The organism is Kluyvera sp. EC_51 (assembly GCF_019584505.1).
Taxonomy (GTDB): Bacteria; Pseudomonadota; Gammaproteobacteria; order Enterobacterales; family Enterobacteriaceae; genus Kluyvera; species Kluyvera sichuanensis.
In genome coordinates, this window is record NZ_VDAG01000099.1 from 16,421 (window position 1) to 29,152 (window position 12,732).

Annotated in this window: 14 protein-coding genes; 2 read left to right on the plus strand and 12 right to left on the minus strand. The window is 59.4% G+C overall.

The genetic code is table 11. The annotated features are described in order from the left end of the window. Positions 1–61: 61 nt before the first annotated feature. Entirely contained in the window at positions 62–781 is a 720-nt protein-coding gene (mpaA, locus tag FHC49_RS18495; RefSeq protein ID WP_220440544.1) for a murein tripeptide amidase MpaA, read from the plus strand. On the opposite strand, the gene ycjG is transcribed toward mpaA, so the two are convergent. After that, on the minus strand, positions 772–1,737 hold the full coding sequence (gene ycjG, locus FHC49_RS18500; RefSeq protein ID WP_220440545.1) for an L-Ala-D/L-Glu epimerase: 966 nt from the start codon (positions 1,735–1,737) through the stop codon (positions 772–774). The two genes, mpaA and ycjG, sit on opposite strands and share 10 nt — an antisense overlap. A 100-nt stretch (positions 1,738–1,837) precedes the next feature. On the opposite strand from ycjG, the gene tpx reads away from it, so the two are divergent. Then, positions 1,838–2,344 carry a thiol peroxidase gene (gene tpx / locus FHC49_RS18505; RefSeq protein ID WP_064545896.1) on the plus strand — a complete coding sequence of 169 codons (507 nt, stop codon included), beginning with the start codon at positions 1,838–1,840 and terminating at the stop codon, positions 2,342–2,344. A 47-nt stretch (positions 2,345–2,391) separates the two neighbouring features. On the opposite strand, the gene tyrR is transcribed toward tpx, so the two are convergent. From tyrR to pspB, 11 genes are all read right to left on the minus strand, one after another. After that, complete coding sequence (tyrR, locus tag FHC49_RS18510; RefSeq protein WP_185666068.1) at positions 2,392–3,936, minus strand: transcriptional regulator TyrR; 1,545 nt, start codon at positions 3,934–3,936, stop codon at positions 2,392–2,394. A gap of 306 nt (positions 3,937–4,242) precedes the next feature. Then, the gene (locus FHC49_RS18515) at positions 4,243–4,947 is read right to left on the minus strand and encodes an ABC transporter ATP-binding protein (protein WP_185666067.1); all 705 of its coding nucleotides are present in this window, start codon (positions 4,945–4,947) and stop codon (positions 4,243–4,245) included. After that, positions 4,934–5,770 carry an ABC transporter ATP-binding protein gene (locus FHC49_RS18520; protein WP_185666066.1) on the minus strand — a complete coding sequence of 279 codons (837 nt, stop codon included), beginning with the start codon at positions 5,768–5,770 and terminating at the stop codon, positions 4,934–4,936. The genes FHC49_RS18515 and FHC49_RS18520 overlap by 14 nt, the downstream gene beginning before the upstream one ends. Beyond that, positions 5,763–6,596: an ABC transporter permease gene (locus FHC49_RS18525; RefSeq protein WP_220440546.1), complete on the minus strand. Its 834-nt coding sequence runs from the start codon at positions 6,594–6,596 to the stop codon at positions 5,763–5,765. Before FHC49_RS18525 ends, FHC49_RS18520 begins: the two co-directional genes overlap by 8 nt. After that, positions 6,596–7,645, minus strand: a complete 1,050-nt coding sequence (locus FHC49_RS18530; RefSeq protein WP_223883117.1) for an ABC transporter permease — start codon at positions 7,643–7,645, stop codon at positions 6,596–6,598. The genes FHC49_RS18525 and FHC49_RS18530 overlap by 1 nt, the downstream gene beginning before the upstream one ends. Before the next feature lie 77 nt (positions 7,646–7,722). Continuing rightward, complete coding sequence (locus FHC49_RS18535) at positions 7,723–9,291, minus strand: ABC transporter substrate-binding protein (RefSeq protein ID WP_220440547.1); 1,569 nt, start codon at positions 9,289–9,291, stop codon at positions 7,723–7,725. Positions 9,292–9,414: 123 nt separating this feature from the next. Further along, entirely contained in the window at positions 9,415–10,482 is a 1,068-nt protein-coding gene (locus tag FHC49_RS18540; protein WP_220440548.1) for a YcjF family protein, read from the minus strand. Next, positions 10,479–11,876 (minus strand): YcjX family protein, encoded by a 1,398-nt coding sequence (locus tag FHC49_RS18545; RefSeq protein WP_220440549.1) that lies wholly within the window; start codon positions 11,874–11,876, stop codon positions 10,479–10,481. Before FHC49_RS18545 ends, FHC49_RS18540 begins: the two co-directional genes overlap by 4 nt. Before the next feature lie 34 nt (positions 11,877–11,910). Next, positions 11,911–12,129, minus strand: coding sequence for a phage shock protein PspD (gene pspD / locus FHC49_RS18550; protein ID WP_185666061.1), 219 nt, complete (start codon positions 12,127–12,129; stop codon positions 11,911–11,913). A gap of 14 nt (positions 12,130–12,143) precedes the next feature. Beyond that, on the minus strand, positions 12,144–12,503 hold the full coding sequence (pspC, locus tag FHC49_RS18555; protein ID WP_185666358.1) for an envelope stress response membrane protein PspC: 360 nt from the start codon (positions 12,501–12,503) through the stop codon (positions 12,144–12,146). After that, the gene (pspB, locus tag FHC49_RS18560) at positions 12,500–12,724 is read right to left on the minus strand and encodes an envelope stress response membrane protein PspB (RefSeq protein ID WP_035894063.1); all 225 of its coding nucleotides are present in this window, start codon (positions 12,722–12,724) and stop codon (positions 12,500–12,502) included. Before pspB ends, pspC begins: the two co-directional genes overlap by 4 nt. Between the last annotated feature and the right edge of the window lie 8 nt (positions 12,725–12,732).

Consider the following 12,732-nt stretch of genomic DNA (forward strand, 5'->3'; position numbering starts at 1 on the left):
ATTCGCGGCGATTTTTGCACAACACTGCTCAATATCCCCATTGCGTATCAGGACTCAGCGTATGTCATCCACCCGCCCTCGCGCCCAGCGCGGCGCGTTCCCGCCCGGAACACAACACTATGGTCGTTCTCTGCTTGGGGCTCCGCTCATCTGGTTTCCCGCCCCTCTGGCAGGCCCGCAGAGCGGTTTGATCATTGCCGGCACGCACGGCGACGAAAATTCCTCGGTCGTCACCCTTTCCTGCGCGCTACGTACGCTGGCCCCGGACCTTCGCCGCCACCACGTGGTGCTGGCGGTAAACCCGGACGGCTGTCAGTTGGGTCTGCGGGCGAACGCAAACGGCGTGGATCTGAACCGCAACTTCCCGTCGGCAAACTGGAAGGCGGGCGACACGGTGTACCGCTGGAACAGCGCGGCGGAACAACGCGACGTGGTGCTGCAGACCGGTAGCCGCCCCGGGTCCGAACCGGAGAGCCGGGCGCTGTGTCAGCTGATTCATCAGATTAACCCAGCGTGGGTGGTGTCGTTCCACGATCCGCTGGCCTGCATTGAGGACAGCCGTCACAGCGAGCTGGGGCAATGGCTTGCCGAGGCGTTCAGCCTGCCACTGGTCAGCAGCGTCGGTTATGAAACGCCAGGGTCGTTTGGTAGCTGGTGCGCCGATATCGGCCTGCACTGCATCACCGCCGAGTTCCCTCCGGTCTCCTCCGACGAGGCCAGTGAGAAGTATCTGGCGGCGATGACGGCGCTGCTGCACTGGCAGTCAACGCATCACAAGTGAAGCTCACCGCAGGTAAAACGTAGCGCTGGCTCGGCATCGGCGGCAAGCCAGGTCGGGCCGTCGAGGTCGGCAAAGCGAACCTGCGGTGCCAGCGGTAGCGCGGCTTCAATGGCCCGCGAGGTACACAGCATGCAGCCGAGCATCAGCGCAAAGCCCTGCGCTTTGGCCTCGGCGGCCAGCGCCAATGCTTCAGTCAAACCTCCGGTTTTATCGAGCTTGATATTCACCATCTCATAGCGCTCGCGCAGCACGGGTAAATCTTCTCGAGTGTGACAGCTTTCATCGGCACAAATCGGCAACGGATGGATAAAGTGGCTAAGCGCCTCGTCTTCGCCCACCGGTAAAGGTTGTTCGAGCATCGCGACGTTCAAGTCCGCCAGCAGCTGGCAGCGCGCGGCAAGCCCATCGCCGTGCCAGGATTCATTGGCATCAACAATCAGCGTGGCATCCGGCGCGGCAGCGCGAATCGCCACCATCCTTTCACAAATAAAATGGTTATCCAGCTTCACTTTGAGCAATCGGGCACCGCTTTCATACAGGGCCTTTGCGCTAGCGGCCATTTGTTCTGGGGTGCCAATGACTACCGTTTGGGCAGTCGTAAGGGTGTCAGGTAGGCGAACACCCAGCTGCGTGACAACGTCACTTTTCAACAGGTGGGTTTCCAGACTCCAGAGCGCACAGTCGATCGCATTTCGCGCGGCCCCGGCCGGCAGCAGCGTGGCCAACTGTTCGCGGGTTAACCCCTGTTCCAGCTGTTCGCCCAGCGCCATGATCTGCGCCATCACCGAAGCGACGCTTTCGCCGTAGCGCGGATACGGCGTGCACTCGCCCACCCCTTTTACGCCATCCTGCTCCAGCTCAACCACCACCACCTTCGCTTCACTGCGGCTGCCGCGTGCGATAACGAAAGGGGTATGCAGTGGCCAGGCTTCTTCAAAGACTCGCAGCTTTCTCATTTTTGCTCCTTATAATCAGGCGTAAATAGGGTTTGCCGTGTTAACGCCTGTTGTCATACACTAGGGTTGACGTTAACTATATGTAAACAGGAAGATAATCATGTCGCAAACCGTACATTTCCAGGGCAATCCCGTTGCTGTTCAAGGTTCTATCCCACAGGCGGGCGATAAAGCTCAACCGTTTACGCTGGTGGCAAAAGATCTGTCAGACGTCACCCTCGGCCAGTTCGCGGGCAAACGTAAAGTTCTGAACATTTTCCCAAGCATCGATACCGGCGTCTGCGCGGCATCTGTGCGTAAATTCAACCAACTGGCTGGCGAGCTGGCCAACACCGTGGTGCTGTGCGTTTCCGCCGACCTGCCGTTCGCGCAGTCTCGCTTCTGCGGCGCAGAAGGCCTGAGCAACGTAGTTACTCTGTCTACCCTGCGTGCTCCAGAATTCCTGCAGACCTACGGCGTAGGCATCGCAGACGGCGCACTGAAAGGTCTGGCGGCACGTGCTGTTGTGGTTATCGATGAAAACGACAACGTGGTCTACAGCGAGCTGGTGAACGAAATCACCAACGAGCCAGACTACGATGCGGCACTGGCTGCCCTGAAAGCGTAATCACCGCACCGCAAAAGACAAACAGCCTCTTTTCAGAGGCTGTTTTTTTATGACTCTTCGCCCTTCTTGTTGCTCAGGCCATATTCCCGCAATTTATTGGCAATCGCCGTGTGCGATACGCCCAGACGCTTGGCAAGTTTTCGAGTGCTTGGATAGCTGCGATAAAGCTGCGTCAGCACCGAACGTTCAAAGCGACGAGTAATATCGTCCAGCGAGCCTTCCATCGCCTCTTCCCCTACCGCCGCGCTTGATACATCGTGATCCGGCAGCAGTACGTCCTGCGGACGCAGTTCGTAGCCTTCGAGCTGGGTCAGCGCACGGTACACCGCGTTCTTCAGCTGGCGAACGTTGCCCGGCCAGCCGTAGCGGGTGAGTACGGTATTGAGATCGGCAGAAAGTTTCGGACGGGAGATCCCCTGCTCATCGGCAAAGCGCGCCACAAACAGTTCGGTCAGCGGCATGATGTCCTGTGGACGATCGCGCAGCGGCGGCAGGTTAAGGGTTAACACGTTAAGGCGATAGTAGAGATCCTCGCGGAACAGCCCTTTTTGCACCAGCTCCACCAGGTTTTTCTGGGTGGCGCAGATAACGCGAACGTCGACATGCACTTCATGATCTTCACCTACGCGGCGGAAGGTGCCATCGTTGAGGAAACGCAGCAGTTTGGTCTGCATGCGCGGCGACATTTCACCAATTTCATCCAGCAGCACCGAGCCGCCGTTAGCCTGTTCGAAGAACCCTTTTTTACCCTCAGCGGCATCACCGAACAGCTCGCTCTCAACCGCATCTTCCGGAATGGAGCCGCAATTCAGCGCCAGGTACGGCTTCGCTGCACGCGGGCTTGCCAGGTGACAGGCGTGGGCCAGCAGATCTTTACCGGTGCCGGTTTCCCCGACGATCAGCAATGGCGCAGTCAGCAGCGCCAGCTTGCGCGCCTGATCCACCACCTGACGCATACGCGGGCTAACGCCCACAATCTGGCTGAACGCGCTAACGTCCTGGGTGGTCATGGTTTGCAGCTGGCGGCCCATACGCAGCGTGGAGCGTAGCATTAGCACCGCCCCGGCCAGCACACGGGCGTCGTTTTCGCCGCTCAGGTAGACCGGCGTGGCTTCCAGCAGGAAGTTCTGCCCGTGGATCACCACGTGTTCGGCATGAGACTCCACTTCGTCGCTTTCGAACCAGCGCGGGAAGTTAAAGCCGCTAATTAGCTGCGCCACGTTGTGGTTGCGCATTTTATCCTGGCTCATGCCAAACAGCTGGCAGCTCGCCGGGTTAGCGCGTTCGATTTTGCTGCGCGTATCCAGCGACAATACCGGCTCCGGCATCGCTTCCAGCAGCGCGCTCAGCGCCAGATGTTCACGTTCGGAGGGCATCCACGGGACGGTACGAACGTCGGTCACGCCCGCAATGCGGCGGATTTCCGCCATCAGGCTGCTGAAGCTGGTGAAATCCAGCTCCGCAAAATTAAGGTAGATTCGGCCAACAGGGTCGATATCGATACCGCGCAGGTCAATGCCGCGCAGCACCAGAAGATCGAGCAGTTCACGGGTCAGACCGAGACGGTCTTCACAAAAGACTTCAAGACGCATGGGAGTGTTCACCCTTATAAGCCAAAGACGTATGAATAATAAGACACTTATTCGCTGGCGTGAAGATGAGTGTCAACAATTATTGACAGTATGGCGGAAAAATGGGCGTTGTGCCGTAAAGTTATGCGTTCAATTAATAAACCGCACTTAACGGTCCCCTCGCCCCTCTGGGGAGAGGGCTAGGGTGAGGGGACGGCACGATAGCCAATCCGTAATGAGATGATTGTAGCGGCGGTGGATTAACCCTCACCCCAACCCTCTCCCTTAAAAAGGGAGAGGGGGCAGATTGTGCCAGGATGTTAAAAATTACCCCATTCGATGCTCGCCACGCTCCAGCGCGTTACGGTCGAAGAAACGCTGAATCATCCCACCCGCCATAAAGGCCGCGCGGTCGGACATATGCGCAATCACATCCGCATCGTGACTCACCAGCAGATAGGTCATACCGTGGTCCTGCTTCAAGCGGTTGAGCAGGTTCAGGATCTCCGCCTGCACCGACATATCCAGCGCCGAGGTGGGTTCGTCGAGCAGCAGGATTTTTGGCCGCAGCAGCAGCGCGCGGGCAATCGCCACGCGCTGACGCTGGCCGCCGGAAAGCTGATGCGGATAGCGGCTGGCGGCATCGGCGGGCAACCCCACCTGCTCCAGCGCCGTCTGCACTCGTGCTTCAATGTCCGTTTCACCATGAATACTCAGCGGCTCGGCCAGCGTACGCCACAACGTATGGTTCGGATGTAGCGAAGCGTACGGGTCCTGGAAAACCATCTGCACGTTGCGGCGCAGTTCACCCTGGAAGCGTGCACCGGGGGTGATCGGTTTATCGAACAGCGAAACCAGCCCGCCCCACTCGCGCTGCAGCCCAGCGATAACCCGCAGAATGGTCGATTTCCCGCAGCCGGATTCCCCAATCAGGCTGAAGGTTTCGCCAGCGTTGACGTGGAAACTGGCCGCCGACACCGCCGTTTTCTCGCCAAACGTCACCTGTAACGCCTGAATATCAACGATCGCCATGCGCCGTCTCCTCAAAGTTCTGACTGCGATCCAGCGTCGGCAGCATCTGACCATAGGTCTGCGCGTTCGGGCGGCAGGTCCACAAGGTGCGGGTGTAAGGGTGCGTGGCCTGCGGTAAATCGCGTGCCGCCATCTCATCCACGCCGTTACCCTGATACATCACCAGTACCCGGTCGCAGTGCTGAGCCACCAGCGGTAAATCGTGGCTAATCAGCAGCATCGCCATCTGCCGCTGTTCGCACTGCGCCACCAGCAGCTCGAGGATCTGATTACGCAGACGGGCATCCAGCGCCGAGGTGGGTTCATCGGCAATCAGGACTTTAGGGTCGTTAATCAGCGCAATGGCAATCATCACCCGCTGGCCCATGCCGCCGGACAGTTCGCCCGGATAGCGGTTCAGCACCGCCACGTCGAGCCCCATCGCCAGCACCGCGGACTCACACTTTTCCTGCCGCTCGCGGCGGTTCAGCCGCTGATGGAGAGTGAGCGCCTCTTCCAGTTGCTCACGTACCGTTTTCACCGGGTTCAGCGCATAGCGAGGGTCTTGCAGCACCATGGCGATGTCGTTGCCCCGCAGCGCACGCCAGCCGCGCGCATTCAGGGAGAGCACATCATGGCCAAGCACGTTGAGACGGTCGGCGCTGACGATACCCGGCTTGCGCACCAGCCCCATCAACGCCCGCGCGGTCATCGACTTGCCGGAGCCGGATTCCCCCACCAGCGCCAGTCGCTCATTGCCGAGCGTGAAGCTCATATTGTTGACCACCCGCGCGCGGGGATAATCAATATTCAGCCCCTGTACGGAAAGGCGTTGCTCAGTCATGTTGCGGCTCCAGAACGTCACGTAAACCATCGCCCAGCAGGTTAAACGCCAGGCTGGCAATCAGAATCGCCGCACCTGGTGCGGCGGCAATCCACCACTGATCAAAGATCACCTGCATGCCATCGGCAATCATCGCCCCCCACTCCGCCATCGGCGGGCGTGCGCCCAGGCCGAGGAAGCCTAAACCCGCAGCGGCCAGAATGATCCCCGCCAGGTCCAGCGCCAGACGTACGATCGCCGACGGCAGACACAGCGGCAGAATATGGCCGATCAGCAGGCGCAGGCCGCGAATCCCCATCATTTCGGCGGCGGCTAAATAGTCGCTATGCCGCAGACGCTGGATTTCACTGCGCGCCTGTCGTGCATAGGCAGGCCAGGTGGTCAGCGCCAGCGCTAACGCGCCGTTAACCAACCCTGGGCCCAGCATCGCCACGAAGGCAAAGGCCAGAATCAGGCGCGGCATCGACATCACCACGTCGGTAAAACGCATCAGAATGCGCTCCAGCCAGCCGCCGTAATAGCCGGAAAGAATGCCAATCAACAGCCCGACCGGCAGCGTAATCACCGTCACCAGCGCCACCAGCCCCAGTGCCGGACGAGTACCGTAAATCAGCCTTGAGAGCAGGTCGCGCCCGTAACTGTCGGTGCCGAGCCAGTGTAACGCGCTCGGCATCTGCAAGCGCACGGCGGCGTCCTGCCAGTTAGGATCCATTGGGGCGAGCCACGGCGCCAACAGCGCCGTCAGTACCAGCAGGGCAATAATAATCAGCCCGCAGCAGGCCGCTGGCGAGCGCAGTAATCGGCGCAAAAACAGAGATGATGGCATCAGCGAACCCTCGGGTCGGTCAGCCGCACCAGCACATCGGTGAGGTTATTAATCAATACAAAACAAACGCCAATCAGCAGCGTTCCCCCCATTATTGCCGCCGTATCGCCAGCAAATAGCGCCGTCGTCAGGTAGCGGCCAATCCCCGGCCAGGAGAACACCGTCTCGGTCAGCACCGCGCCCTCTAGCATTGAGGTATAGGCCAGCGCGATGACCGTCAGCAGCGTGCCGCGGATATTCGGCAGCACGTGACGCAGCAGAATGCTCATCTCGCCTGCCCCTTTGGCGCGTGCCAGCAGGATGTACTCTTTGTTCATCTCGCTCAGGCAGGCGGAACGCGTGAGGCGCGTGATGCTGGCCAGCGAATAGTAGGCCAGCAGCAGCACCGGCAGCACCAGATGGCTGAACGCGTTGCGGAAAGCCTCTTTGTCGCCGGAAAGCCAGGTATCAATCAGCGCAAAACCGGTTTTGGGTTCGATGGTGAACTGGTAGATGTCGTCGAGCCGACCGGGGCCAGGGCTCCACTGCAGCTTCGCGTAGAACAGCGCCAGCATCAGCAGCCCGAGCCAGAAAATCGGCACCGAGTTACCCAACAGCGTCAGCGTTCGTACGGCAAAATCCCAGGGGGAACCCGCGTAGCGGGCGCAGAGGACGCCAGCAATCACGCCGAACACCGCGCCGATAACCAGCGCCAGCGTGGCGAGTTCAAGCGTCGCAGGAAAGGCGGCCAGCAGATCGTGCAGCACCGGTTGCCCGGTGGCGCTGGCGGTGCCGAGATCGCCATGGAACAGGTTAACCAGATAGTGCCAGAACTGTACCGGTAGAGAACGGTCAAGGCCCAACTGATGGCGAACCTGATCGTAGGTCGACTGGCTGGCGTGGTCGCCAACAATTTGCAGCACGCGGTCAACGGGTGAAAGCGCAGAGAGCGCAAAGGTGACAAGCAACAGCCCCAGCAGCGTGAGCGCGAGTGTTAGCAAGCCCTGAAAAAGCGCAGACAGTAACCGACGCGTTCGCAGCGCGGTGGGATTCGGTAAAGCGGCGGGCATGGGTATTTCCGTATATCAACGAGAAAACGACAATGGCCCGGACGGTTTACGCCGCCGGGCCAGGGTTATCTGACGGACTATTTGGTCACGCGGTCGTACCAGACCATATCGGCGTTCAGCCCTTGCTGGTAGCCCTTCACGTTGTCGCGAACCACAATCTGCGTTTTGCCCTGGTCAATAAAGACATACGGCGAATTACGCTGCAGCTCTTCCTGCATTTTTTTGTACAGGTCAAGGCGTTTTGCGACGTCCGGTTCGGCGACGGCCGCCAGCGTGGCTTTATTCAGCTCAGGGATTTTCCAGCCGTTCAGCCCCGCCACGGTGCTGGATTTACCGTCATTAAAGGCAAAGGCGCTGGCGTTGGAATGCGCGTCAAAGTAGTCCGGGATCCACAGACGAATCGCCGCCTGATGCTGCTTCGCGCGCACGCGAGCGTAAACCTGGCTGCCTGCTGCTGGCAGCAGATCCACCTTCACGCCGCCCTGAGCAAAGCTTGCCTGCATCGACTGCGCAATGGTGATAAACGGCGGTTTGTTTTCCACGTCGAGGGTAAAGTGGGCATCTTTGATGCCCGCTTTCGCCAGAATTTCTTTGGCTTTGGCCGGGTCAAATTTAAACGGCGTGTTGTCCAGCGCGCCCGGGAAACCGACCGGCAGGAAGCTCTGATGCACGAAGTACTGCCCTTTCAGCAGATCTTTGGTAATGCCGTTGTAGTCCACCAACCAGCGCGCCGCTTCCCAGAACGCCGGGTTCGCCAGCAGCGGGTTGGCGGTATTCGCGGTGTTGAACACCACGTAGTTTTGCTCGGCAGACGGAATGCTTAACACCTGTAAGCCCGGTTTACCCTGCAGGGCGTCAATCTGATCGGCGCCAAGGTCGCGCGCCACGTCAGCATCGCCCTGTTGGATCAGTAGGCGGCGGGAGGCCGGATCCGGCACGTTTTTAATGATCACGCTTTTCAGCTTCGGTGCGCCGGTTGGCGAAGTGTCGTTGGCTTCCAGCACGATAGCCTGATGCGGCTGGTAGACGCGCATTTTGAACGCACCGCTGCCCGCCGAGTGCATTTTCAGCCATTCGTTGCCGAAGTCATTGCCCTTCACGTTGGCTGCCACCAGCTTCTCATCCACAATCGAGGCAATAGGGGTGGAGAGAATATTCAGCGCCACCGACGGGCTGACGTCAGCGGTCCAGCTTAGCTGTAGCGTATGGTCATCAATTTTCTTGAGTTGGCTGGCAATGTTGCCTGGCTCCCAGCCGAGGACGTTAAGAATAAACGCCGGAGATTTGTTGAGCGTGACGGCACGGGTGTAAGAGAAGATCACATCTTCCGGGCGCAGCGGGTTGCCGGAGGCAAATTTGGCGTCGTTTTTCAGCTTGATGGTCAGCGTTTTTTTCGCCGCATCCGCCTGCCAGCTTTCCGCCAGAATCGGCGTGATTTTAGCCGGGTCGTTGCGGTCAGGCTGAACCAGACGCTGGTAGAGGCTTGGCACCGTCTGGATGCTGGAGAGCTCGTTGGCCTCCGCCGGGTCCAGACTGACAATATCGTCCAGACCCTGAGCCACGACCAGCGTGTTCGGTGGCGTAGCGGCATAAGCGGAAGCTGACAGCGCGGTCAGCACGAGTAACGGCAGCAGTTTTTTGGTCATCGGGACTTCCTGAAAATGAACGTGTTGTGGACGATTCAGCTAAAGTAGCGCTGGTTGTCACTTTCAGTAAAGATAAGTATAGAAATAGGTTATACAATTTTCGCATAACCATATTTTATCTCGTTAACTATCCCGCTGCGCCGCCGATTTTCCTTTCTGCAGCGTCGCTTTCAGTTGCCCAATAAGTTCGCGGCGGAAGTCACCCAGGCGCGGCTTGTCGTTGTCGATCCACGGCAGCGGTCGACACAGTTCCATCGCTTTGATCCCCAAACGTGCGGTCAGCAAACCGGCACCAATCCCCTGCGCCGCACGGGTCGACAGACGCGCGGCGAGATCCTGCGACATCCAGTCCATACCGATTTCCCGCACCAGCTCGCTGGCCCCGGCAAAGGCGATGTTAATCAACACCAGGCGGAACAGGCGCAGACGGCTGTAGTAGCCAAGCTCAATCCCGTAGAGATTCGCGATACGGTTAATCAGGCGCAGGTTACGCCAGGCAATAAAGCCCATGTCCACCAGCGCCAGTGGGCTGACGGCAATCATCAGCGTCGATTCCGCCGCCGAGCGGCTGATTTCGCGCCGCGCCTGTGCGTCCAGCACCGGCTGCACCAGATGGGCGTACAGGCTGACCACTTCGCGGTCGCTCTGGGTTTCGTGGATGGCGGCGTACCAGCGCTGTAGCGCCGGGTGCGACTGATCCAGCCCCGCCTGACGCGCCAGCCCCTCGCAGAACGCGCGTCCTTTGCCCACGCTGTGGCTGTGCATTAGGGTACGCGCTTCATCGCGTTCTTCCGCGCGCTGGCGCAAGCGCCAGAGTCGGCGCCATTCGGTGACCACCGAACCGACACCCGCACCAACAATCAGCGCCCCGGCAGCACAGCCACCGAGCGCCGCCCAGTCGTTGGTTTGCCAGGCGGTCATCGTCCACTGTACGCCCTGAGCGACGACGCTAATGCCAAACAGGCCAAGCCCGGCGGTGACCATTTTGCGCCACAGGCTGCGTTTCGGGCGCAGCGCGGCGTCAAGGGTGGCTTCCACCTGCCCTTCCTGCTCCGGCGCTTCATCGAGCGTGACCAGGGCGAATTTTTCCGCCGTAACGTCATCAAACGCCTGCGAGGTTTTAAACTGTTCTGCTTTTACGTCCTCAAGCGGGCCGTCAAAATCAATGCGTGGTTTATAGGCGTCGTTCATCGCAGCTTATCTCCAATCAAAAACTCCAGCGCGGCATCCAGACGGATATGCGGCAGCGGCTGGTCAACGTCCATCGTCTGCGGACGGAAGGCCTCAAACTGAAAACCTTGTTTATCCCAGAAAGCCTGCCCGGGCAGACGCGCCGGGACTTCGCCTGGGTAGACGGTGAGCGGCTGACCGTCGCTTAAGCGATGACCGCGTAACGCCGGGATCTTCTCGCCGTTAACCTCAATCAGCCCACTCTGTGTTGCCTGTACCGAAGCCAGCCCCAGACAGTCCATGGTAATGCCTTCAAAGGCCGCGTTCTGCCAGGCGTCCTGAATCAGCTGTTGCAGCAGCGACACCATATTGCCGTGCTGATCGACGGTGACGTGATCCGCCTTGGTGGCGGCAAACAGCAGCTTGTCGATAACCGGCGAAAACAGACGGCGGAACAGGGTACGCTGCCCGTAATGGAAGCTGTGCATCAGCTGCGTCAGCGCCAGGCGCATATCGTTAAACGCCTGCGGGCCGCTGTTGAGCGGCTGTAAGCAATCGACCAGCACAATCTGGCGGTCGAAGCGCAGGAAGTGATCCCGGTAGAACCCCTTCACCACTTTTTCGCAGTAGTAATGGAAGCGCTCGCGCAACATTCCGGCATTGCTGTGTTTGTCCGCCTGAGCAAGCTTTGACTCACCGATGGCGTCCACGTCCGGCCACGGGAAAAACTGCAGCGCCGGGGCACCGGCCAGGTCGCCAGGCAGCACAAAGCGGCCCGGCTGAATAAAGTGCAGCCCTTCCTGCTTGCACTGGTGCAGGTAGTCGGTCCACGCCTGAGCGATTTTCGCCAGCCGGTTTTCGTCAGCGGGTGCAAACGGATCCAGCCCTTCGCACAGCTGCCGCCATTTTGCCGACCACTCGGCACGCTGGCCGGTCAACAGCCCGGTCATCTGGCGCGACCAGCTCAGGTAGTCCTGGTTGAGCATCGGTAAGTCGAGCAGCCACTCGCCAGGGTAGTCGACAATTTCCAGATAGAGCGTGGAGGTCTCTTTAAAGTGACGCAGCAGCGAGTCGTTCGATTTATAGCGCAGCGCCAGACGTATTTCGCTTACCCCACGCGTCGGCGTCGGCCAGGACGGCGGCTGGCCGTATAGCTGCGCCAGCCCTTCGTCGTAGGTGAATCGCGGGATACCGAGATCGCGCTGGGGAATGCGTTTGACGCCGAGCAGGCGCTCTTCGCGCACCGCGCTCAACAGCGGCAGGCGCGCGCCGGTATGAATATTGAGTAGCTGATTCACCAGGCCGGTGATAAAGGCGGTCTTGCCGCTGCGGCTGAGGCCGGTCACGGCAAGACGAAGATGCCGGTCAACGCCACGGTTGACCAGCGCATTGAATTCATTTTTGAGTCGCTTCATTGCTTATCAGACACTCCTCGCTACGCCGATAGCCCTATTTTGCCATGGGGAAATAACGTTTGGCGAGGCGGGACAACAGCGGTTCCAGCGCCACCGCCAGAAACATTTTCAGCGGGCGACGGGCGACGGACTTCACCGCCCATCCGGCTACGCCTGCCGGGCCGTAACGCAGGGCCGTCAGGAGCGCCAACTTGCCAACGATTTTCAAACCGGGCTTCACCTTTTGGCCTGCCCGCTGCCATTTATTATTCATCAGTGACCTCTTGCTCAGAGCTGACGGAACCGGCTGCGCAGGGTAAAAGTGTCAGATGTCACGTAACGTTCCATCTCACGCAGTCGCTGCTCGCCAGCGGCTAATTCAGCATCCACCGTATCCAGCAAATCGCGGCTGGAGGGTTGATGCGGGTTGTTCATCGCCCCTTCCGGCATCGGGTCGAGGGCAAACGTCAAAATCACGTAGGCGACGACGACAAAGAAAAACAGACCAAACAGCATCGCCAGCACGGTAATAATACGAATCAGCTTCACCGGTACGTCGAGGTACTCGGCAATACCGGCGCAGACCCCTTTCACCATGCCTCGCTGCGGGATACGCCACAGCTTTTTGTTCAAATCCAGCGCCATTATTTGTCCCTCCAGTTTGGATGTTCTGCATCCAGAATGGCTTCCAGCGCCTGAATACGCTCGCGCATCCGCTTCGCGTCATCGGTCAACTGCATCAGCCGCTGCTGCTCGCCCTGTGACAGCTCGCCGGAGCGGGAGCGATTGCTATAGTGAAGCCACAGCCAAATCGGCAATACAAACAGCACAAACAACGTCAGGGGAATGCCGAGGAAAAGCGCGCTCATAGAAACTC